The following is a 22720-nucleotide window of genomic DNA, read 5'->3' as shown; positions in this document are numbered from 1 at the left end:
GTCCTCGCCGACGTCGCTGCCGTGCGGGGACGCGGTCCGGTAGGAGGTGGGTGACGATGCGCTGGACGCGGCAAGTCGTGTCGCTCGTCGTACTCGTGGTGGTGCTGGCCGGTCCGCCGCTGCTGCTCGTCATGGTGGTGGGGTGGCCGTCGCCGGGCGGTGGGGTGCGGCTGGTGGTGTGGCAGTGGATCCGTGACCCGCTGACCGGCCAGAACCTGATGCTGATGGCGGTGGTGCTGGCGTGGCTGTTGTGGGCGTTCGTCGCCTACATCATCACCGTCCGCGTCGCGGTGCGGATGTGGGCGGGCGTGCGGTGGCTGCGCCGCCTGCCGTTACCCACTCCGTGGCAGGCCACCGCGACCGGGATCGCCGGCGCCGCCGCCCTCACCATCCCCACTCCCGCCACACCAGCTGTCGGCGTCGACGCGGTGCCACCGACAGGAAGCACAGGTCTTCCCACGCCGGATGAGGGTGAGCGGGCCGGGCTTGATGGCGGTGTCGCTGTGGCCGGTGGGTGGCTGCCCCGCGAGGTCGCCGGCCAGGTGACGGTCGCGGTCGGGCTGATGTGGCTCCGCCGCCGCCGCGGCTACCGCCCCCACTCACGCCCCGCCGACAACGACGGGGCGGATCTGACGCCTCTGCCGTCCACCGTGGCGGCCATCACCGCCGCCACCGCCGAGTACCCCGTATCCGCACCGGCGGCAGTGCTGCCGGTGGGGGTGCCGCCTACGGGAGTGGGGTTGGTCGGACCAGGCGCACTCGACGCCGCACGGGGCCTGCTGGTCAGCGTCCTCCTCACCGCGATGCGACAACCGGACGCGCAGGTAGTGATCACCCGCCGCGCGGGCGACATGTTGCTCGGGCCTGCAGTGGAGCGGCTACGGCCCGGGTCGGGACTGACGATCGTCGACACCATCGCGCACGCCGCCCTGGCTGTCGCATCGCCTCCGGCGATGTCAACGGACGGAGCGGATGGGCGACGGGCGCCTGCGATACTGATCCTCGACGCTCCCCCGACGGACACGGTCGTCACAGGCGCGGCCGTCCCGGTCGTGCTGGGACCATGGCCAGAAGCGGCGGTCTGGCACGTCGACGCCGACGGCCACACGGCCGACGACACTGCCGGACATCGGATATGTGTGCTCGACGAGGTGACCACCACCGACCTGCTCACCGTCACCGGCCACCTCGACCCACCGGCCCCAGACACCTCCGCCGCACCTGCGCCGACAGCGCGGATACCTCGCCAGGCCGGCCCACGACGCGGCAACTCTTCTGGCCTGCGGTTGCGGGTGCTGGGTGAGCCGGAGCTGCTGGTCGGCGGCTCACCGGTGGCCCTGCGGCGGTCCGCGGCGTGGCAGGCGCTGGTCTTCCTCGCCGTCCACGTAGACGGAGCCGACAGCCACCTCATGGCCGAAGCGCTCTGGCCCGGACTCCCCGCACACCGACTCACCGGACGCCTCTACACCACCCTCAGCGAACTCCGCACCGCCGCCCGCACCACCACCGGCGCAACGATCATCGACCGCAGCGGAGACCGTTACCGACTCCACCCGACGAACGTCGACGTCGACCTGTGGCACCTCCACACCACCGCCGACCACGCGGCAGCCACCCTCACCGACACCGCAGCCGCCTGGCAGGCAGTCATCACCGCCTACACCGGCGACCTCGCCACCGGACACACATGGCCCTGGCTCGAACCACACCGGATAGCCGCCCGACGCAGAGCGCTCGACGCCTACGCCGCCCTCGCCGACACCGCACCCGACCCTCACACAGCACTCGCCCATCTACAAGGCGGGATCCGTGTCGACCCGTACAACGCCGACCTCCATCAGCAGGCCGCGCGCATCCTCAGCGACCTGGGTGAGCAGGCTGCCGCCGTCGTGCTGACCGATCGGTACAGAAAGCGTCTCACCGCCGCCGGTCTCAGCCTCGACGGCGCGTTCGTGCCCGGCGGCGCCTGATCCGCTGAATCCGTCCCGTCCCACGCGCCTTGCCGTCCCGGACGGCTCCGGGGCCAGCCTTACTTGATCTGCCGGGCCGCGCCGCGAAGAGCAAGGTGGGCGGCCGGCGGCGTGGCGCGGGGAGCTGCGGCCTGTTGCCAGCAACCGCGACGCCTCTCGACGGTGGAGCCTTCGTGACAACGACCCGTTCGGCAGTACGGGGGCTGACCTGCGGTTGTGAGGTTGTGTAAGGCGGTGTGAGGTCTTGTCAGCCCCGCATCGGGCCTGCACCGCCCACCTTTCTCCTACGTTCGGTGCCACCAATGCACGACGCAGGGAGGAGGGCAGCGTGAAACCGGTCTCGACAGCGGGCATCGCCGCGTTCGTGCTCGTGGCGGCGCCACTCGTGCTGATCTACCTGGCGGACTGGCCGACGCCCACGATGCCGTCCAACAGTCAGTTACGCGCGTGGCTGCACCAGCCCCTGACCACCGGGTTCCTCACCACGCTGCTGCAGGCCAGCGGGTGGCTGCTCTGGGCCATGTTCGCCACCACCGTCGCCGGCCGCGTCCACCGGCGTGTCTCGGCTCGACTGCGATGGCGGATCGCGCTGCGCATGCCGGCACCGATGCAGGGTCTCGCGGCAGCGTTGCTGGGCGCCACCGCGGTAACCTCCACCGCGCTGCCCGCCGCCGCGCACGCCACCTCCACGGCCGACACATCGTCTGACAGCACACCGCGCGAGGACGCCCCCGCGCAGCGGCCCGCCGCCGACCGGCCCGCGCCGGACCGCACCGACGCGGGCCGGTCGGCCCCGGTAGACCACGGTTCCGCTGCAGGCGACAGCGACCGCGTCCCGCGGCCCGTCGCTGGCCACAGTACGGTCGTCTCCGCCGACGCATCCCGCACGGCGAGCGGACCGTCGACGACACGGCGGGCGGACCACCCCGTCGACAGGGCCGGGTCGGTCTACACCTGCGTGGTGCGCGAGGGCGACACCCTGTCGGCGATCGCGAAGCGGTGGCTCGGCGATCCCGATCGCTGGCCCGAGATCTGGGCGCTCAACCGCGGCACCTACTTCGCCACCGTGGGAGGCACGTTCACCAATCCTGACCTGATCTACCCGGGCTGGACCCTGGCCCTACCCGCGGACACGGCCCCGCCAGGCGCGGCCAGCCCCGCCCCCACAGGCCCGTCTGAGCCCGACACACCCCGCACACAGGAACCGCCCTCGCCGGTCGAACCGACCGGCGAGCCGACCACCGGCGAGGGCAGCGACACACCGCCCAGCCCCACCACCACCGCCGCACCGTCGACCGTGGCCGGCGCCCCGAGCAGCCACGCCACCCGTACGCCACCGCCGGCCAACAGCTCGCCGGCTGAATCGTCCCGCCCCGATGGCATCACGTTGGGGAGCGGGAGTTGGCTGGACCTCGGTCTCGCCGCCGCGGTCGCGGCAGCCGCCAGCCTGGTCTGGGCGTGGCGTCGGCGCCGCTACCAGCCGCGACCGCCCGGCCCGCACAGGCGATCCGGCGATCCCGACCTCACGCCGATGCCCGCGACCGTCACACGCGTCCGACGTGCCCTACGCCGGCCGGCCACCGACAACGCCCACGGCCTCGACATCCTCGACGCCGTCGAATCCGCGCAGGCCGCTTGCGACGATGATCGGGCAGCGATCAATGACGACACGGTCGAGCACACGCGCGCCGACAGCCCCGAAGCAGCCGACCAGCCGCTGCCTCACGCCGCGCCCGTGGTTCCCGCGCAGGACCACCCATTGTGCGACGTGTGGCCTCCCGCCGGGCTCGGGCTGACCGGACCCGGCGCGGACGCGGCCGGGCGTGGATTCCTCACCGCCGCCCTCGCCAGCGGGGTGAACACTCCCCACACCGGCGGCCGGGTCGTCATCCCCGCGCCGACCGCAGCAGCCCTATTGAGCACCGCCACGGCCCTTCCCGAGACTGGCCGTCTCACCGTCACCGCCGGCCTCGACGACGCCCTGGACGTCCTTGAGACGCAGACCCTGCACCGTAGCCGTCTGGTGTACCAGCACGAGGTCGACACCCTCGCCGACCTGCGTCACACCGCCCGCCATGAGGAACCGCCACCACCCATCCTCTTCATCACCCACGCGTCAGCCCGCCACGAACGCGCCCGGATCGTCGCTCTCCTGGCCCAAGGTCAACGCCTCGACATTCACGGCGTCCTTCTCGGCGCCTGGCCTGATGGTGACACCGTCGTCGTCGCCACCGACGGCACCACCCACCGGCCCGACGGACAGAACCGCCACGGCGTTCATCCCGCCGATGTCGGCCGGCTGGCCGTGCTCACCCCGGAGGAGACGATCGACCTGGTCACCACACTCGCCGAGGCGCACACAGGCGAGCGCCCCACGCCGACACCAGACGGACCCACCACCGCGACGACCACACAGTGCCCGCAGCCGCAACCGGATGCCATCCTCGACGCCGACAACCGCGCACCGCACGGTCTTACCGACGCCCCGATGCCCGCCGCCGGCGAGGTGCCGCCGACGTCGACGGATGATCCCGTCCCCGCCTCCGACACCACCGTTTCGCCGGCCGCGACGGACAGCCGTCACCGTTCCGAAGACGGGCCAGGAAGCGACGACCCACAGCCGCAGGAGCGCGTCGCGGTGCGGGTCCTGGGCGACGCGCGCATCGTCGACATAGACACCACCGTGCCGCTGCGCGCCAAGTCCCTCGAACTGCTCGTCTACCTCGTCGTCCATGACGGCGACGCGGCCCAGGACAACATCCTCGATGACCTGCTCCCCGACGCCCCCGCGGCGAAGGCCCCACACCGCCTGCACACCTATGTGTCCGCGCTACGCAAGACCCTCGCCCGCACCGGCGGGCCCGCCAGCTACGTCACCCACCCGTCCCGCCGTTACACCCTCCACCGGGAGGCGTTCGACACGGACCTGTGGCGTATGCGCGACGCGCTGCGCGACGCCGAGCGGGCCACCACCGACGCCGACCGGGCCGCCGCACTGCGCCGCGCCGTCAACGCCTACGGTGGTGCACTCGCCGACGGCTTCGACTACGAGTGGATCGAGGTCCACCGCGAAGGCATCCGCCGTCAAGCCCTCGACGCCCACCTCGCCCTCGCCGCCACGACCGCCGACCCCGCCGAAGCCCTCACGGTGCTGGACACCGCGATGCGCCACGACCCATACGCCGAGCCCCTCTACCAGCAGGCGATGCGCGCCCACGCCGCACTGGGACACCTCGACGAGATTCGCACCCTGCGCCGGACCCTCACCCGCCGGCTCGACGAGATCGACGCCGAGCCCAGCGGGGACACCATCGACCTCGCGGACCGGCTCATCGCCGGCCTGCAACAGCGCCGGCCAGCCGGACAACCGCAACCCCGTGACAGCGGACGACGCGCATGACGCTCCACCCTCCGGCACACGAGACGACGCGCGGCAGCCGGCCCGATCAGCCCACGCCCGGCCGTGACGGCGTGCAGGCGGCGAACGCCGGCCACAACAACACCGCGTGGCCGTCCAGAGCGACCATCCCTGGCAGCGGTACCCCGCCGGGCATCGACCGCGAGGTGGGCGCGGCGAGTCGTCGCGCCACGTCCCCGATGACCCGCGACGCGCTCGATACCGACCTGATCAGGGCCGTTCGGCACGCGGCATGGATGCGCCAGGCGTTCTACGTCCTGGTGCTGCTGGTCGCCCTCGTCGGCCAGGTCACCGGCGCCGTCCAGACGCTGGGCGTCCCGGTGCTCGTCGCGGTCCCGGCCGTCGCGGCCCTCGAACTCGGCGGCGTGGTCGTGATGGCCAACGCCGACGTGCGACGCCGCCTCGGCGAGCAGGCGATCGCCTCCCGCCTGCTGTCGGCTGCCATCGCCGCCGGTGCCGTGGCCTTCAACTGGGCCGCTCACCCCGACCACCTGGTCGGCGGCTTCTTCTCGGGCATGTCCGCCCTCGGGTACCTCGTCTGGGTGATGCACACCGGCAACCAGCGCCGCGACCGGCTACGCCTCACCGGAGGGCTGCCACCCACACCGCCCGCATATGAAGTGTTCGGGCACTGGATCTGCCACCCCGTCATCACCTCCCGGGCACGGTTCATCGCCAAGGCCGACGGCCTCGACCTGTACGAGTCCCTGAAGGCGGCCCACGCCGCGACCGCCCGCCAACGCCGCGACGCCGCGATCGCCAAAGTGCTCCACCGCAAAATCAAAACCGCGGTCGACCCGACCACCGCCGACATCGCCGTGCGGGTGTACGACCTGGACGAGATCGCGGCGCGCCTCGCGGCCGCCGCCGACTACAACGGGCTGACCATGCTCCTCGCCGCAGACCTCGCCCCGGAACGGATCATCACGGCACACAACTCCGGCCGCCGCCGTCGCCGGTTCAGGCGAGATGGCCCCGCCGACGCGCTGCCCGCGCCCGAGCGCACCCCGTCTGCGGCAGACGTGCCAAGCGCTGGCCAGCAGAAGCCACAGCCCGCCCCGAACGATGACGATCAGCAGCAGCCGGCCGAGAGCCACGACGCAGTCGCACACGTGCCACCGCTGGAAGGACCAGTCGTAACGGACTCGGCAGGCGAGAGCGAGAACGGCACAGACGCTGCCGGCGATGGCGACAACGACGAGATGGACGACGATCAGCACGCCGTCGGCGGCGAGGTCGACGACGACAGAGACTCGGAGGCTCCCAAGGGAACCGCGGAGGCAGTGGCCTACTGGCTGCGCAAAGAACCCAACCTGGACCCTGAACTGCTAGCCGAGAGAATCGGCAAGTCGCTGCGTTCGATCTACCGGCACCTGCCGCAGGACTACCCCCGGCGACCGGGAATCGCGAGGGCACGGACACGACGGCAGCCCGCGGGCCGGAGCAAGTGACGTCAACGGGCGCGACGACCACGTGTCGGCGTACGGGTTCCAGTGCAGACTCGGGTACGCCAGACGTACACATGGCCGGGTCGTCTTCCACTTCGTCTGCAACCGTAGTGGCCCGAAGTTCGCTACTCACGCTGAGTCACCAGTCGAGTCGATTTGGTGCCCGGATCGCGGCAGATCCGTGCGCCGATGGGACCGTTGCCCTGGGGCTATGAAGACATTGAATAATCTGCGGGTGGATGTTGCCGATCTGCTCGTTCGGGCTGCGGCCATGGTCCCTGTTGATGCCGTCAACGAGGCCGGCGTGACGGTGATGGACGTACGCGAGTACCTCGATCACGGCGAGTGGGAGGTCGCGCTCGGCCTCCTTGCCGACCTGGACACGGGTTGGCGGCCCCCGACCGTTTGGTGGGATCTGCTGATCGACAGCGCCGAGCTGATGTGGCTTTCCGATGCCGTCAAGTGGTGCCGCTGGGGCCGGTGGGAGAGCATCCACGGAATCGTCCGCGCTGAGTTGCGGCTCCTGTTGCCCAGCGAAGGCGGTCGGCGAACGCCGATCCCGGGCAAGGGCATCCTCCGACCGCTGTGGGACCTCGGCCGCCGTACGGCTGAGGGCGACCCCGATCTGCTCGTGGCACGCGTCTGGGTGGAGTCCGCGCCAGCGCTGTCACCAGGCGCCAGCGGGTCCGTTCGCCTGGGCCCACTGTCCCCAGCCCTCTGGCGTCACCTGCAGCCAGGCATGACGATCACCATGCACGAAGGTCGGCCCGTGGTAGGAACGGCTACCATCATCGAGGCGTCGAATGCGGCCTGACATCGCACGGCCATACATCGCCTCCACCAGGCTTCGTAGCGAGCGGCTTGCGAAAGCTCCGGTCATCCGAAGGAAGAAGGCCAACCCGCCACGCTGCGAAAGCACTGGGCGGCTCCCGTCCCGCTTGGGCGCTCTCGTCAACAAGCAGAACGTCCACGCCAGCCAGACTCGGCCACCAACGGCGACGGGAATTTTTCTTGGCCGATTGCTTGTCTTACCGGCCCCCTCCACGCTACCGACCTGCGCCATAAAGTTGGAAATGGCTCACTACTGAAAGTAGTGCGGAATCATTTCTCGCACGTCTGCCATTTCCAGCAGTTCCCAGCCGGCGGGCTCTCGCTTGATGGAGTTCCCGGGATCCTCTTCGAGTCGCCCATCCACGTGACGCATCCAGCGAGCACCTGCGCTGTCTATGAAGCTCATTTGGACTGCAATTCGGCCAAGACCGTAGTCGAGATTGCTGTCGGCTATCCCATTATGATCGGAGAATTTTACAAAAATCGGGTCAGGAGTGGGTGGTAGAACGTCATACCAAACGGGATAGAGAAGTACGTTGCGCCACCGATCTTCGAGCTCCGAGTCGGCCGTCTTCTTTCGCGCCCAGCGCAAGTGGACGTCATAGATAGGCAGACTGGACGAATTAAGCAGTTTCGCGCCGTAGTCTCTCTCGTAGTCGTCGTCTCCAGGCTCACCAGAAAGAACCCGCTCTTCATACCAGCATGCAACCGCAGCAGCCTGCTGGCGTCGCCGCTCAGCCCGAACAGTCTGCCGCGCATGCTCGGCGCCCTCATCCCGGGCGGCTTCTCGCTTCAGCAAAAGGTAACTGGATAGGTGCTGGAACATCGGGTATGCGTGTACGCCGATTTGCTCAGGTGGTGGCGGGGATCCAGGGGTTTCCGGTGACGGCTTGGATCAGGGCGTCGAGCATGTTGTTGCCTTGGCGGATGGCGGTGGCGGTGTAGCTGCGGATGGCGGCGAAGTGTTCGGCGCCGGTCATGGTGCGCATGCTTCCGGAGACCTTGATCCGTAGTTTCGGCATACGGATGGTCTGTTCGGCGGCGTTGTTGTCGAAGGGGACGGCCGGGTCGGTGACGAATCGTAGGTAGTCGTCGCGGCGGTCGCGGAGCCGGACGAACAGGGCGTGGTGTTTGCGCTGGAGTTTGCCGTCGCGGCCGGCGGTGGCCTGCGCGCCGAGCACGACGGCGGAGCGCAGCAGGTACTGCTGCTCGCGTAGGGCGTCCGGGTTCGCTGTGTCCTGCCCGGTGTGGGCGTCGTCGGCCAGGCGGTTGAGCCGGCGCAGCGCGTTGATGGCTTGGGTGGCGAGGTCGGCGGTGGGGCCGGTGGCGGTGTCGGTGACGTAGACCAGTTCACGCAGCACGTGGGCGTTGCACAGGGCGTGGTTGGCGCTGGTGTAGGTGTCGTATGGCGCCCACGCGTCGTGCACGGCGACACCGGTGAAGCCGGGCAGGACACCGGCGTCGTCAATGGCGGCGGCGCCGCGTCTGCGGTGCGCCGTGAGGAGCACGTCGGTGCCGGTGGACGCGGAGTGCAGCCAGGCCAGACGGCCTTCGACGCGCATCCCGGTCTCGTCGAAGTGCACGACCGGCGCCTGCCGGATCCGGTCGCGGATCACCGGCAGCACCTGCTCGATGATGCCGAGGGCGGTGCGTTTGACCCAGGCGGTGACCGTGGCCGCCGCGACCGGCAGGCCGAACAGGTCCCGCAGCGCGTCGGCGGTACGGCCGATCGACAGGAACTGCCCGTGCAACAGGTAGACCCCGATCGCGGCGATCCGCGGCCCGTACACGGCAGGCGCGGTGGCCTCGGCGGGCCCGATGCCGGTGGTGCGATGTCCACACGGGCAGGCGAGGGTGACGATCTGATGCTCGGTCACCACGACCGTCGGTTCCGGAATGTCGAACACCTGCCGCCGGGTCACGGACACTTCGGCCGCGCCGGCCAGATCGTTGTCGCAGCCCGCGCACACCTCGGGGGTGTGCCGCACGATGACGTCGGGGTCGGCGACCTGCTCCAGAGTGGCGCCGGGCTGCCCGGCCGGGCGCCCCGGCCCCCGCCCGGACCTACCGCGCAAAGATTTGGGTGCCGGCTTGGCCAGCCCGTCCGTCGACGGCGGTTTCGAGGAGTTCTTCGACGACTGCTTCAGCTGGGCTTCCAGATCAGCGATCCGGCACTTCGCCGTACTGAGGTCAGCCTCCAGCTCCGCGATCCGCCCGAGCGCCTGATCCAACCGGGCGAACAGGTCCGCGTTCAGCGCAAGCAGCTGCTCATACGACGGCTGCGAAGGATCGGCGGGCACGAACGGTCAACGACCCACCCCGGCCAAACACCTCTGAAAGATCAACGACACCTATCCAGTTACAGCAAAAGATAGGTTACCGAGAAGGCACCTACGGTACCGACAGATCCGATCCCGGTTGCGACGACGCCCAACCAGTCAGAAGCACTGCTCACGAGAAGATCCTAGAGCCATCACGCAGATAAGCACAGCTCTACCGGGTGCTGAAACGCGGATGGGCGCGGCGGCCGGTCTCGCCACACCTGTCGCGGAGGCCGTCACAACTGGAACGCTCGGCCCAGCTTCGCATGAAGGGCTGGCAGGAGCGCCTCTTTCTACGTTGGCAGGATCAGTGAGCGGCCGATCGGACAGAGGTTCCAGCAAAGACCCGCCGAGCCCTTGTGGCGGCATTTCCAGGTACCGGACGGAAACCAGGACTCCATTGGCGGTCGTTTGACCGGGTAGTGTCCTCGGCAATGGCCGCTCCTGACGCGGCTACAGCGCACTCACATCGGCAGCTCGGGAAGTCGGCCGGACCGGACGCGATGAGCAGACCCGACAACGTCATGATCGAGTGCACGACTTTCGGAAAAGCTGTGAGCGCCTCCGGCTATGTCCCGGAGGCCGTGTAGGCGGCGGGGATGTAGTTGGGTGCCGGTCTAGGCTTCTTGCGTGCTTGGTCGTAGCGCATGGTGGTTCTCGGGTCGGCGTGGCGGGCGGCGGTCTGTACGTCGCGGAGGCTGACGCCGGCGTCGAGCATGGTCGTCACGAACGTGTGGCGCAGCATATGCGGCTGCATCCTCGATATCCGGATCCCTTCGGTCTGGGCCATGTGCTTGATCGGTGGGCGGCGGCGTGTCGATCCATCCGCCCACCATAGGTGTTGCGCAGGATCGGCCCGGCCCGACGCTCGTCGACGGAGGGTTGAGCGCGGTGGCGACCGGCTCGGACAGTTCCTGGATGATCGCTGCTTGGTGGGCTCTGGTTCGAGCGGACAGCGTTAGTCCGCCGACGCAGCTGACCTAGTCCCGGACCAGGGTGCGCAGCGGACCGCCGTAGACGATGAGGAACCGGCCTGAGTCGTCGAAGAGCTGCTGCACCGCCAGGCGTAGCCGCTCCCCTTGGCGGGCCCGCTCGGCGTTGACCCGGTCGCGCACTTCGCGATCCATGTCCTTGGGGAGATCCTCGGCGAGCACTGCGGCGGACAGGGTCAGCCCGACCATTCGGGCCATGAATTCCTGTTGGGCGGTCCGACGTGCCTTCTTCGCCTCGACGCGCGGCTTGACGTATTGCTCCACGACGGTGCTGGCTGCTACGGCGGTGGCCACGGCAGCGAGGAACGTCGCGGGATCAATTGGCACTTACTGGCCCTCGGTCTTCCGGCGCAGCACACCGCTGTTGATCCACTGCACGAGCGTGGCCGCCACGTGCACTGCGGACTCTCCCTCGATCTGGGACTGCCGGCGGGAGTTCGCGGCTCCCGCGTGCCGCGACTGCCCGTCCCACAGCAACGCAAGCATGTTGACCAGGCGGCCGATCCCCGCCGGGTTCCCAGTGGTGTCGCCGATCGCCAGCTCCCATTGGGATGTCTGGTTCCGGAGATCACGGATGACGGTGCCGAGGGTCGGCCGTTGGTTGTTCGGGGATACCAGTGGGCAGAGCACCGCCTCGACGGCGAGCACGGCTTCGTCGTACGCCTTGTCGTGGTCCGGGTTCCGGCCGTACGCCGCGCGCCACGACTCGGCGAGGTGCTCGGCCGCATCGTCGCGGGCGTCTCTACGTGCCATAGCAACGGCGGCTGTCACCGTCTCATCGATTCGCCGTTCGAGGCCGATGCATCGCTGCTCGACACGCCAAGCAGAGCCGGCCGTACTGAGTAGCGTCTCGATCTGGCCCGCCAAACTCTGCCAGGCCGTGAGATCGTCCTGCCACGCCTTTTCCTGTTCGGGGCTCCAGTCCTCGGGGTCCTCCTCGTCTTCGTTCTCCCAGACGGACGAGGGGTGCCAATATAGAAAAGCGTCGACAACGTCGAGCATCTTGTCGCCCTCAGCCCTGGCCAGTTGGCCAGGGATGCGTAGGCGCAGGCGTAGCTCTCTCAAGCTCTGGGTGCGTGATGAACTGAACTCGAAGCCAGCCTTGCAGCTCATCCTGTAGGTAGCGGGGGACGCCTTCCTGAGGTGGTTCTGGGCCGAGGTCGGCGTTGCGGCGGCTCAGCGGTACCCAGGGGGTGGTGGTCACGGCAGAAGACCCTACCGGGAGTCTGCCACCTGTCCATGCTGGCGCGAGGTGTTTGTGTGCCGGGCATTCTCCCGGGCCGATAACGATCTTACGTTGGGGTTTCGCACTTCCTTCGGTCATGGTTGAAGGTGCCTTGTTGGCGGGTCCTTTGAGTACATCGATGGGCCCTGCGCGAATTGACGCTCGCAGCGACGGGGCAGACAAGTCGCGCGGCGTCGAATTTCGCCACCGGATTCCGGACGGCGAACTTGGAAGCCCTTGAGGCAGGGGCAGGAGCGGCCCCCGATAGTCCGTGTCGGGAGCCGCTCCTCTTGGCCGGGGTCCTGCGCGGCGGGTTCGGGCTCAGGCTCTGGTCAGCGCGTCGACTGCTGCCTTGCCGATGAGATTGATGCAGGTGGTGGGGTCGTCGACGGTGATGGTGGTGGTGTTGTCGTAGACCCTGGACGACCAGTGTTTGTTGTCGGGTGCGAGCCAGAGGATGGCGCAGCCGGTGTTGTGGAGTCGGTTGATGGTGGCCTGGCTCTGTTCCGGGTTGACGTAGTGGCCGTCTGAGACGACGACGAGCAGGCGCGCGGTGCCGGGGGTGGACAGGTGGAGGAGTCGGTCGGCTTCGGCGCAGGCTTCGACGAAGCGTTCCATTCCGGCGTCGGCTTGCATGTCGCGGACTGTGGTGGGGCGGCGGCCGGGTGGGATGAGTACGGTGACCCGTTCGCCGTAGGCCAGGGTGGCGCTGGTCGCTCCGGCGCGGGTGCTGGCTTGGGCGACGATCCACGCGGCGGAGGACATGGGGGCGGCGAAGGCGTCCATCGAGCCGGAGGCGTCGATGAGGATGGCGACGGTCAGTTCGGGGTCGGGGACGGGGCGTCGTACGGCGCGCTGCCAGGGCTGGGCGGTGGGGATGGCGCCTGCCGCTCGTTGGGCGGCGAGGGTGACGGCGGCGCGGGTGCGTAGTCGTCCGGGCGGTGCGCTGCTGGCCTGGATGGTGCGGGCGTGTTCGCGGTGGCGGGCGCGTCGTAGTAGTGCGGTGAGTCGATGGGCGGCCTGGCGTTCGGCGTCGCGGGGGTCGCGTTCGGTCCAGGTGATCGGCGTGTCGGTGTCGACGTAGATGCCGGGCACGTCGCCGCGTGGTTCGGGGGTGTCGGCGGGGTTGTTGAGGATGGCGTCGATAGCGGCGGCGATGGCCGCCGCGATCGCGCTGGTGGCCGCGTCGTCGGCGGGCAGGCCAGGGTTGACGGTGGGGTTGATGCCCAGGAGGCGGCACCAGCGTTCACCGAGGTCGATCATGCGGTCGGTGTCGGTGTCGCCGACGGTCTGGGCTTCCCGCCAGATGGCGCGGAGGCCCTTGAGGAGCTTGCGGCCGAGGACCTTGGTGATGGCGCGTCGTGGCTCGCGGACGTCGGCGGGGTAGAGGATCTTCGCGTCGACTCGGGCGAGGAGCAGTCCGGCGGCGTAGGCGGCGCTCCATGTCGTGTCGGTGGGGGTGTCGTCGGGGACGATGAGGCTGGTCATGGCGCGGCGTAGCCACCGGCGGTCGCGGGGCCGGGCGGTCCGGTAGTGCCCTTCGATCCGGGACTCCTCCAGCATGAGTGCGGCTTCCCGGACGACGGGCGGCACCGACGGTGGCGGGTCCCAGTGCGAGTGGATGACGTGGGCGACCTCGTGGAGCAGGACGCCGTAGGCGACGGGGACCTTCGACCGGTGCCCGAGTCGGCGGGGGTCGGCGATCTCCGGGTCGCCGATGAGGTCGGCGTCGACCTGGATCTCGGCGGTCGCCGGGTAGCTGAAACCCTTCGGGCCGCCGCTGGCGGGGGTGACGGTGACGGAGGCGTCCGGACGGCCGGTGAGCCGGGCGGCGTGCTTGGTCCAGGCCGCCGACCATGGACTCCAGGGCGACGAAGCCGGTGCCGGGGTGGTGCCGGAGGTGCTCAGGTGTGCGGAAACGCTGGTCATGGCAGCCTCTACTTCTGCTTGCCGAGGGTGAGCGGGGTGATGATGGAGCCGCGGTAGGCCCGTTGGAGGGCCTCGATGACCGCCTGCCGGTCGGGTTCGGGTGCGATCGCGGCGAGGTTGGACACGGCGGCGTCGAGGCCGAGGCTCGCGGCGACGCGCTTGAACGCCAACAGCTCGCGCAACTGGGGCGCCCAGTCGATCTCGTGCTTGCGCATCTGCGCGTTGAGGGCGACCGCCGCGTCGATGGCCCCGTTCGGTACGCCGAGGGATCGGGCGAGCTGCATGTCGGTGGTGACCTCGATGTGCACCGCGAATCGCGAGGCGAGGGCTTCGGTGAGGATCGCTCCGTGCACGCCGGGGTTGTGGCCGGCGCAGACGTAGAACCCGTCGACGGCGGTCACGACCTCGTTGTGATGGGCGGCGATGGTGATGGTGGCCCGGCCGTCCATCGCCGGATAGAGGGCGGCGAGCACGCGGGGTGGGATCAATGTGGCGTCGTCGATGAACAGGGCGCGTCCGTCGCGCATGGCGACGACGAGCGGCCCGTAGGCGAACTCGAAGCCGCCGTCGGGCAGCGGGACGTAGTTACCGACGAGGTCCTCGACAGTGGTGTCGCCGTGACCGGCGACGGTGATCGCGTCGGCGTAGGCGGCTTCGATGAGGCTGGTCTTGCCGGTGCCGGGCGGCCCGTAGAGCAGGACCGTGATGGTGTCGCGGCGCAGCCGGCGCAGGACCTCGACGTCGGTGCTGTCGCCGAGCTGGCGGGGCAGGTACCAGACGCCGTTGGGGCGCAGGACAGCGCCGGGACGCGGTGGAATCGGCCCGGTCGAACTGGGCGTCGGCGCGGGTGCCACCGCGGGCGTGGGGGTGGCGGTCGCGGGGGCGCGGCTGGAGCCGGCCCCCGCCTTGTACGCGTCGATGCCCTCGGCGGTGATGGTGTATCGGCGCGGTGACCCACCGGACATGGTGGCCCACTTTCGGTCGACGAGGCGGTTCAGGACGGAGCCGATCGCTCCGGAGGACCGGCCGGGCAGCTCCTTGCCGAGGTCGCCGATGGAGAAGGCACGGTGCGGCTCGGCCGCGAGCAGGGTCAGGACCGGCCCGAACATGGGGCGGGGCTTGGCCTTCGGCCTGGTGGGGTGAGCGGGTGAGGTCATCGGGCACCTCCGACGATGGCTGCGGTCAGCGTGCAACCGATACCTGCGGTCCCGGACGTGATCAAGTCGTATCCGCGCAGCTCCAGCAGGGTGTGGCCGGTCAGCGGCTGGCGGATCGGAAGTTGTATCGAGTTCGACATGAATGCTCCTTGGCGATAGGAAGCCGCCGCGCGCCCCTTCCCCGGGGCGCGCGGCGGCAGTGGTGCGCCACAGCGGGCGGGGAAGAGCGCGCGTAGCCGTACCGGCTACGCGGAGCGGTGCTCAGGTCGGGCGCCTACCAGTTCGGCGGCGCGAGGACGGGTCGAGGAGTGATGTCGGGCCGGAGTCCGGCCCGGGCGTGGTGTCACAGGGAGCGGGCCAGGTTCATCAGCGGCTGTAGGCGCGGGCCGGCCCAAGGAAAGTCGTGCCGCTACACCGATGTCCTGCGGCGGTGGGCCTGGTAGCGCTCGTGCTGCTCAAGCAGCGCGGTCACGATGCGATCGGTGAGCCGGGTCATCCGCAGCGCGAGCCACACGTCCGGTCCGCCGACAACCGTGCTGAACATGCCCGGATAGCTGTTGGTGAGGCTCTCGAAGATCTGCCGCTCGACGGTGTCCATGGACGAGGTGCTGTCCCAGACCGTGTACCGGTACAGGTTCACGTAGAGCGGACCAGCGGCGGAGAGCGTTGTGCTGAACTCGTCGACGAACGCGATCAGCGGGTGGCCGGGGATCCGACTGCTACGGACCCGCTTGATGAGGCCGAAGGGTTCCGGCAGGTGCCACCAGGTCGCGGGCATGACGTCGCCCTCACCGGGGAGGTAGTCGTCGTCGATCACGGCCGCGCCACCTCGTCGTCCGCTGTTGGCGCCGGGGCGAGGACTGGTGGCCAGACCACGCGGTGGCTGCTCCAGCCGATCTCCTCGGCGTAGGTTTCCGAGGAGCCGCAGATCCGGCACGACGTGGTGGTATCGGTGCCGTAGCCGGCCATCGATGGCAACTCCTGGTGGGCGATGTCGTAGCCGGTCGCCCCGCACACCGTGCACCTGCTTCCGTCCAGTCCGTTGGCTTCGAAGACGTCCGGTTCGTGCTGGTGGCGCTCGCCTCGGCGTCGCTCGGGAGGCAGGGCAGCTGGGCTGGCGTGACGCCAGGGCCAGCGGCCGTCGGTGGCGCGAAACCAGCCGTCCGGGCCGGCGGTGAGCTGCCGCGTCTCGACGACGAACGTCTCGTTGTGGTGACCGAGGTTGTTCGCGCCGGGTGCACGGACCACGAACATCTCGATGCGGCTGTCGTGGTGGCGGAGCACCAGCAGGTCGGCGTCCTGCTCCGGGTGCCCGAAGGCGCGGGCGTTGGAGTCGGCGGCGATCCGTTGCACCGTCTCGCGGCGGAGACGGGGGATGACGGAGCCGTTGTGCCGGTAGCCGTGGGCGACCTGCCCGGGGTACGGGCCGAGATCGCCGGTGGCGAGCCAGGCCGGGGTCCAGACCGCTGTCTCCGGGACGCAGTCGGTGTCGTAGGCGGCGGCGGTGTACAGCCGTGGCGGCATCGAGGTGTCGACCACGAGCCACCAGTGCCCCTGCTCTGCGGCGGCGCGCAACTGGCCCAGCGGGTCTTTGCCGTCGGTGTCGGGCTCCGTCAAGGGCTGCCGGTACAGCGGTATCGACTCCACGCCGGGCGGAGGCCCGTCGTCGTGGATGGCCGCGATGGTGGCGCTGCGGGGGCGGGGCGCGTTCACCGCGGTGAACCACAGCCGTGCGCCGACGGTGTTCAGGACGAGCCACGGCTCCAGGGGTTCGTGCGTTTCGCCGGCTGTGTAGCCGGCGATGGTTTCCTCGGCCTGCGCGATGGCCTCGCGCAGGTCGAACCAGAGCTTCCTCACGTGCTGCTCCCTTTTCAAAAATGAAACTGCCCTCAGGCTGGACGGCCGAGGGCGATGGACCGGGGTACGCCTGCCGGGTTGGCTGGCGGAGCGGTTACTCGGTGGGAGGGCTGTCGCTGTCGAGCAGGGCCGCGCAGCGCACGGCGACGCCGTCCTCGACTGCGGTGGTGAAGCCGTCGCGGGTGGCGTCGATCGCGGCGGCCCGGTCGGCGTCGGACAGGTCGTCCCACTTCGGCGCGTCGTGGGGTGCGTGGACGCGGTACCGCTCGGCGTCGTACCCGGCGAGGTCGAAGGCGGGTAGACCGTCGAGGACGGCGGGGTCGCATGCGTCGATTCCCGCGAGTACCGCTCCCGCGAGCGCGGTGACGTCGTCTCGGCTGGAGCCGCCGATGGTGTACTGCGCCCACCAGGCGGCGGCCTGCTCACCGTCCTGCTCACCCGCCGCGCGCAGCGCCTCCAGCACCCGCGACCACCGGAAGTCCCCGGTCCGGGATCGCATGGCCTCCTGGTCCTGCTCAGGCTGGGGATACGGCGACGCCGCCGTGGCAGGGTCGAGCCAGTCGGCGGCGAGGAGAACGCCGTCACGGCGGTACCGGCTCGGCACGATCCGCTCGCTGGACCCGGCCTCACGCAGCCAGGCGGCCAGCTCGACGCGGATCGCCCGGGCGGAGATGGCGTACCGTGCGCGCGCTTCGCGTGCCTGCCGCCGCGCGGTCTGCGCCGCCGAACCGTTGAAGACGTGGAGTCCTCGCAGGTGCCATTCGTGCTTGGCTCGGCTCATCCAGCCGGAGCCGCTGGTGAGCAGGCGTCGCAGCGCCTCGCCGTAGAAGTCGTCCCCGGACAACAGCGGCTCGCCGTCGCCGTGGATCAGCTTGGCCTGAATCTGCTGGAGTCGGCGGCCGAACTCGGGCCAGTTTGTCTGGTCCTCGAAGCCGCGAGAACCCGTGTGACGCTCGGTGGAATCGGACATTCTTGTGCCTTCCTTCCTGAAGCAGTTGAGGGGCGAGCCCGGTAGCTGGGCTCGCCCCTCTGGGTCGTAGCTGTGGATACGACTCCGGTGGAACGCCCTGCAGTACCTCAGTGCCTGTTCGCCCCGACGTCGGCGGTCGCGGCCAGGGCGGGCACGTCCCTCCAGAAGCCGTTGCGCCACACCTGCCAGTGCGTACTGAGCGAACTGCGCTTGAAGGTGGCCAGGTATCGGGCGAGGTCGGTCCACGCCACCGGCTGGTTGAGTCGGTCGAGGCCGTGGAGGGATTCGAGGGCGACGGTGTCGCCGCAGAAGTCGCCGTCGTCGTTCACCGACCGGGCCAGGGTCGCGTTCGGGGGCATCGGGGCGATCTGCCGCGCCAGGTCGTACTCGGTGACCAGCCGGTCCAGGACCTTTCCCTCATCGGTGGGCTGGCGCAGGTAACGGCACCCGAGCACGAACTCGTGCATGTCGCGCCAGCTGAACCGGGCCGGGTCGTGGTGACGCAGCCAGGTCTCCCCGCCGTTGCCGTCGTACTCGATCATTCCGACCGGCGTGCCGTCGAGGCAGAGCGTCGCGGTGAACGCGACTCCGTTGTAGGCCAGGCGCTGGTGAAGGTTGGTGACGGTGAGTCGATCGTGCGGCACGTGCAGCGGGCTGTGGACGAGTGGGATCCGGGCGGGCTGATCCGCCGCCGTCGGTGCCGCTCCAACAACGTGGTCGCAGTCGGTGGGGGCGACGGTGCGCCACTCCCACTGCCAGGCGCAGATCGCGTACCGGCCGTCGGCGTCCGGGCAGATCCGCGAGATCCTGTCGGCCTCTCCGTGGACGAGCCGTTCGTCCATGACGATCTCGTCACCGTCGAAGCGCAGCGGCGCGTACGTTAGGTCCACCTCGGCGTCGAGATCCGGTCCCCGCAGGCCGCCGGCGGTCAGCCTCTGTCGGGTCTCGTCGCGCAGCCGCCCCTGTTCGGCGACGATCGCCTCGGCGACGGCCCGGTCGCAGGAGAAGACCGCGTACTGTCCGTCGCGCCCGCGCTGGGCGTCGAGGCGGCCGACGAAGCCGGTCGGGTAGCGGGTTCGGCCGTGGTGGTCGTAGGCGGCCCAGTCGCCGGCGAAGACGCCGAGGTCGCCGACCATGACATGGTGCGGGGCGAGGTGCTCGTGGGACGTGGTCGCATGCGCCTCATCCGCCTGCCGGACGGTACGTGTTCGGTTCTCGTGGTCGGGCACTTCTCTCCTCTTTCGCTCGGTTCGTCTTGGTCAGTGGTTGCGGCTGCGGAGGATTCCGCAGCGAGTGGCGACCTGCCACGGGCTGAAGACCGGGACCAGCGGGTCGTCGGTCCAGATACCGCCGAGCGGGCGGGGCAGGGTCACGTGGGAGCGGCCTTCCCAGGCGGTGGGGGTGACGACGACGGCATAGCCGGCGGCGATCAGGCAGACCTGGTACGGGTGGTCGTAGCTGGCCAGCGCCGCCGGGCCGCCGTCGGCGAGGTCGGCCAGCGCGGCGGCGATGAGCGGCAGTGGGTACCCCCGCAGGGGCGGGTAGGCGGCGTGCACTCCGGCTTCGGTAGCCCACTCCCGGATCGGCGGGACGCCGTTGCGCAGCTCGTCGGGCCGGTATCCGGGCCGTTCCTCGGTGGGCAGCGTCCAGGGCAGGACGTGCTGGCCGATGACGTAGTGCACGTCGAGGTTCGGCAGGATCCGAGGCGTGATCTCGTCGGCCCGGATCTGGAAGCCGGGCGAGATCTGCTGTGTCTGCTCGTGTCCCGACCCGTTCCACCACAAGACGATCAGGATGTGTGCGGCGAGGGTCAGTACGGGCAGGCCGGAGCCGGGCATCCGGCCCTCGTGCCACTGCCTCGTCACGTCGATGACGTCGCGCAGCACCTCCCGGTCGAGGCGGGCGACGATCACACCGCGCGCCCACTCCGTCGAGCAGATCTCGACCTGCCAGGCGGTGTGCAGACCGGCGAGCCCGATCGTCGCGGGCCTCCACTGGTGCTCGCCGTGCCCGGTGGAGAGGTCACCGACGATGCCGAGGCCGGTCGGCAGCGGGGTGTCGGCGGGCGCCGGTAGCCAGTGGCGGCTGTGCCGGGCCCAGGTGCCGTGCACGGTCGCCTCGTAGACCAGGACCATCGGTTCGCGGTCGCCGAGCAGATACAGCCACTCGGCGCGCGGTGGCACGCTGGCCTCGTGCAGATCGAGTTGAAGCCTCGGCGGCGTGGCCGACGTCGGCGTGGCCTGTCCTGGCGGGGTGGGGGTGTTGAGTGAGATCCAGCCGTAGGTCATGACCTGGTCGGTCATCAGGCGCATGTCGCCGACGGCCTCGTCCAGCAGACTGCGCAGCACCGGCAGCACGTTCTGGGGGTCGACCTCATCGCTGATGGCGACGGCGGTGACGGTGTGCCCGTCGTCGTGAAGCTGGCCGATCAGGCACGGAGCGGTTGCGTGCTCGGGGGCGATTGGCTCATCTGGGGTGTGGGACACAGTGGTACCTCCGTGGTTTCGGTGGGTTGCTGGCAGGGCGGCCCGCCGGGTTGGGCCGAGCGGGCAGGGGCGGTGGCTCGCTCAGCCGGAAGTCCTGGGCGGGCGCTCCTGGACGGGGCTGTCGGGGCGACGAGAGGTGACGATGCTGAGCTGGACCTCGCTGCCGCCGGACAGCCGGAACACGACGCCGCGGTTGAGGGCCAGGACACCGGCGTCGCCGTCGGCGACGACCTCCCGCACGTTCACCGGCCTTCCGGTGCTCTCCAGCAGCACGGGCAGGCCGGCTTCCTCGCAGAGTTCGTCGAGGTTGCCGCCGGACAGGAGGTGTCGGAGCAGACGCTCCAGCAGGTCCTCGTGGTCCGTGTCCTCGTCGGTGGTCACACGTCGCCCCTCTCGGGGAGGTCTCGTGGTGGGATCCGCTCGGTCGTGGCGCAAGGCGGGAAGGTGCCGGTCAGGCGGGAGGTGCCCCGAGGGGAACGCCTTGTGCGGCCATGAACGGCACCGGGTCGATGGCCCCGTTCGCGCTCGCGTCGCTGTTCTGGTGCACCTCGTAGTGCAGGTGCGGGCCAGAGCTGCGGCCGGTGGAGCCGACGACACCGATGGGTTGGCCGACAGCGACCTGCTGCCCGACCGTCACCATCGGGGCCTGGTCCATGTGGCAGTAGCGGGTGAGCAGGCCGCCGGTGTGGTCGATGTCGACGTACCAGCCGCACCCGCGCGTGAGGTCGGGATCGCCGTCGCGGTGGCAGCCCCACTCGGCGCCGCTGTCGGCGTAGACCGCGTTGCACCGGACGGTGCGGACGGTGCCGGCCGATGCGGCGCGGATGGCCGTGCCGCGTGGGGCGCTGAGGTCGACGCCGTCGTGGCCGGGACGGTCCGCGCTGCGGAAGGCGGATCCGACCGGGGCGAGCACCGGCTGGGTCCACGGGCCGACGGCCCCGCAGCCGGCCAGCCCGTTGGTGGGTAGGCCGGCGGTTTCGGCGATGGCGGTGACCAGTTCGGTGGCTGGTCCTTCCCACTTCGCGTATGCGTCGGGGTAGGCGGAGGTCTGGACGGCCTGGGCCGCCTCGGTGAGCGGCATCGTCTGCCAGCCGTCGATCGTGACTAACGTGCCGAAGAATTTCTCGGATGCGTAGACGGGGTCTTGGAGCTGGGCGGGGGTTCCCCAGCCCTGGCTGGGGCGTTGCTGGAACAGGCCGACGGAGTCGCGGTCGCCACCGGCCAGGTTCCTCAGGGTGCTTTCCTGCATGGCGGTGGCGACCGCGATCACCCAGCCGCGGCCGGGTATTCCCAGACGGGCACCGGTGGTGGCGATCGCGGCGGCGTTTCCGACCTGGCCGCTGTCCCAGTCACCGATGGCCGGCCACAGGGTCGGTCCGGTGATGGGTGGCGCCGTCGTGGGTGAAGAGGAGCCGGGCAAGGTGGCTTTTGGGATACAGCCGGCGGCGGTGCCGCCGGCGAGGAATCCGCCGAGGCCGCCGGCGCAGAGGATGAACACGGCGGTGAGCGCCACGGCGAGTGACACCAGGGATCGGAGCTTCATCCCGGCCCCCTGCCGTCGAGGCGGAGGTGACGGGTTCGGTCGAGCCGCGCGGCGGAGCCGGGCATGACGGGGTTCCTCCTGGTCCGTACGGGTTAGCCGAAGTTGTGGACGCCGACAGGCTCGCCGTCGCCGTTGTGCACGGTGACCGTGTCGTCAGCGGGGTTGATCACGTAGATCCAGGAGGCGACGAGGTCGACGGCGCGGGTGAGCGGGAAGACGGTGAGCGGCTCCGGCGTGGTGTCGTCGAGGGTCATGCCGACCCCCGCGATGGGGCGCTGGCCGGAGAAGACCGGCCGTGTGTCCGCAGTGACGTCGGGTCCGAGGTAGTCCCAGTCGTGGGCGAGGACCGCGTCGATGAGGGCGCTGGTGTCGCGGCGGGTGGTGGTGGCCCAGATGCCGCGCAGTTGCGGAAAGAGCGATGAGGGGTAGCCGTCGAAGTGGACGTAACGGGCGCGGACGATGGTCGGCCGGGCGGGGTCGGCGGCGCCGACGTAGCAGGGGGTTCCCACGGGTGGGTCTCCTCGTGAATCGCTGGATGGGGTGCGGGCACGGCGATGACCGCGCGGTCTTGGT

20 protein-coding genes are annotated in these 22720 nt (G+C 70.0%); 4 read left to right on the top strand and 16 right to left on the bottom strand.

Features of this window, described 5'->3' with window-relative positions; genetic code table 11:
- Positions 1-56 precede the first annotated feature (56 nt).
- The 4 genes from ID554_RS15725 to ID554_RS15710 all read left to right on the top strand — a co-directional run bounded on the left by ID554_RS15725 (position 57) and on the right by ID554_RS15710 (position 7650).
- Entirely contained in the window at positions 57-1970 is a 1914-nt protein-coding gene (locus ID554_RS15725) for an AfsR/SARP family transcriptional regulator (protein ID WP_117231173.1), read from the top strand.
- A gap of 328 nt (positions 1971-2298) precedes the next feature.
- Positions 2299-5370, top strand: coding sequence for a BTAD domain-containing putative transcriptional regulator (locus ID554_RS15720; RefSeq protein ID WP_223884095.1), 3072 nt, complete (start codon positions 2299-2301; stop codon positions 5368-5370).
- Complete coding sequence (locus tag ID554_RS15715; RefSeq protein WP_117231174.1) at positions 5367-6839, top strand: hypothetical protein; 1473 nt, start codon at positions 5367-5369, stop codon at positions 6837-6839. Before ID554_RS15720 ends, ID554_RS15715 begins: the two co-directional genes overlap by 4 nt.
- A 208-nt stretch (positions 6840-7047) precedes the next feature.
- Positions 7048-7650 carry a hypothetical protein gene (locus tag ID554_RS15710; protein ID WP_223884094.1) on the top strand — a complete coding sequence of 201 codons (603 nt, stop codon included), beginning with the start codon at positions 7048-7050 and terminating at the stop codon, positions 7648-7650.
- 267 nt (positions 7651-7917) lie between these two features.
- On the opposite strand, the gene ID554_RS15705 is transcribed toward ID554_RS15710, so the two are convergent.
- The 16 genes from ID554_RS15705 to ID554_RS15630 all read right to left on the bottom strand — a co-directional run bounded on the left by ID554_RS15705 (position 7918) and on the right by ID554_RS15630 (position 22656).
- On the bottom strand, positions 7918-8493 hold the full coding sequence (locus ID554_RS15705) for a hypothetical protein (protein WP_147333624.1): 576 nt from the start codon (positions 8491-8493) through the stop codon (positions 7918-7920).
- A gap of 25 nt (positions 8494-8518) precedes the next feature.
- A complete protein-coding gene (tnpC, locus tag ID554_RS15700) occupies positions 8519-9967 on the bottom strand; it encodes an IS66 family transposase (RefSeq protein WP_191088556.1) in 1449 nt (482 codons plus the stop codon).
- A gap of 589 nt (positions 9968-10556) precedes the next feature.
- On the bottom strand, positions 10557-10778 hold the full coding sequence (locus ID554_RS33115) for a tyrosine-type recombinase/integrase (RefSeq protein WP_199489278.1): 222 nt from the start codon (positions 10776-10778) through the stop codon (positions 10557-10559).
- 190 nt (positions 10779-10968) lie between these two features.
- Positions 10969-11307, bottom strand: a complete 339-nt coding sequence (locus ID554_RS15690) for a hypothetical protein (RefSeq protein ID WP_147333553.1) — start codon at positions 11305-11307, stop codon at positions 10969-10971.
- A complete protein-coding gene (locus ID554_RS15685) occupies positions 11308-12093 on the bottom strand; it encodes a hypothetical protein (protein WP_147333552.1) in 786 nt (261 codons plus the stop codon).
- Positions 12094-12526: 433 nt separating this feature from the next.
- Positions 12527-14134, bottom strand: a complete 1608-nt coding sequence (locus ID554_RS15680) for a vWA domain-containing protein (protein WP_117230242.1) — start codon at positions 14132-14134, stop codon at positions 12527-12529.
- Between the two features lie 8 nt (positions 14135-14142).
- Complete coding sequence (locus ID554_RS15675) at positions 14143-15291, bottom strand: AAA family ATPase (protein WP_223884093.1); 1149 nt, start codon at positions 15289-15291, stop codon at positions 14143-14145.
- Positions 15288-15431 carry a hypothetical protein gene (locus tag ID554_RS15670; protein WP_191088555.1) on the bottom strand — a complete coding sequence of 48 codons (144 nt, stop codon included), beginning with the start codon at positions 15429-15431 and terminating at the stop codon, positions 15288-15290. Before ID554_RS15670 ends, ID554_RS15675 begins: the two co-directional genes overlap by 4 nt.
- Before the next feature lie 269 nt (positions 15432-15700).
- The gene (locus ID554_RS15665) at positions 15701-16108 is read right to left on the bottom strand and encodes a hypothetical protein (RefSeq protein WP_117230240.1); all 408 of its coding nucleotides are present in this window, start codon (positions 16106-16108) and stop codon (positions 15701-15703) included.
- Positions 16105-17148, bottom strand: a complete 1044-nt coding sequence (locus ID554_RS15660; protein WP_117230239.1) for a hypothetical protein — start codon at positions 17146-17148, stop codon at positions 16105-16107. The genes ID554_RS15665 and ID554_RS15660 overlap by 4 nt, the downstream gene beginning before the upstream one ends.
- Positions 17149-17242: 94 nt before the next feature.
- The gene (locus ID554_RS15655; protein ID WP_117230238.1) at positions 17243-18118 is read right to left on the bottom strand and encodes a hypothetical protein; all 876 of its coding nucleotides are present in this window, start codon (positions 18116-18118) and stop codon (positions 17243-17245) included.
- Positions 18119-18225: 107 nt separating this feature from the next.
- Entirely contained in the window at positions 18226-19347 is a 1122-nt protein-coding gene (locus tag ID554_RS15650; RefSeq protein ID WP_117230237.1) for a hypothetical protein, read from the bottom strand.
- Positions 19348-19377: 30 nt separating this feature from the next.
- The gene (locus tag ID554_RS15645) at positions 19378-20604 is read right to left on the bottom strand and encodes a hypothetical protein (RefSeq protein ID WP_117230236.1); all 1227 of its coding nucleotides are present in this window, start codon (positions 20602-20604) and stop codon (positions 19378-19380) included.
- Positions 20605-20685: 81 nt separating this feature from the next.
- Positions 20686-20985: a hypothetical protein gene (locus ID554_RS15640; RefSeq protein WP_117230235.1), complete on the bottom strand. Its 300-nt coding sequence runs from the start codon at positions 20983-20985 to the stop codon at positions 20686-20688.
- A gap of 70 nt (positions 20986-21055) precedes the next feature.
- Positions 21056-22147 carry a M23 family metallopeptidase gene (locus tag ID554_RS15635; protein WP_117230234.1) on the bottom strand — a complete coding sequence of 364 codons (1092 nt, stop codon included), beginning with the start codon at positions 22145-22147 and terminating at the stop codon, positions 21056-21058.
- Positions 22148-22239: 92 nt separating this feature from the next.
- A complete protein-coding gene (locus tag ID554_RS15630) occupies positions 22240-22656 on the bottom strand; it encodes a hypothetical protein (protein ID WP_117230233.1) in 417 nt (138 codons plus the stop codon).
- Positions 22657-22720 lie beyond the last annotated feature (64 nt).

It is taken from the genome of Micromonospora craniellae, from assembly GCF_014764405.1.
GTDB classification, from domain to species: Bacteria; Actinomycetota; Actinomycetes; order Mycobacteriales; family Micromonosporaceae; genus Micromonospora; species Micromonospora craniellae.
This window is presented reverse-complemented; position numbering and strand designations above follow the sequence as displayed.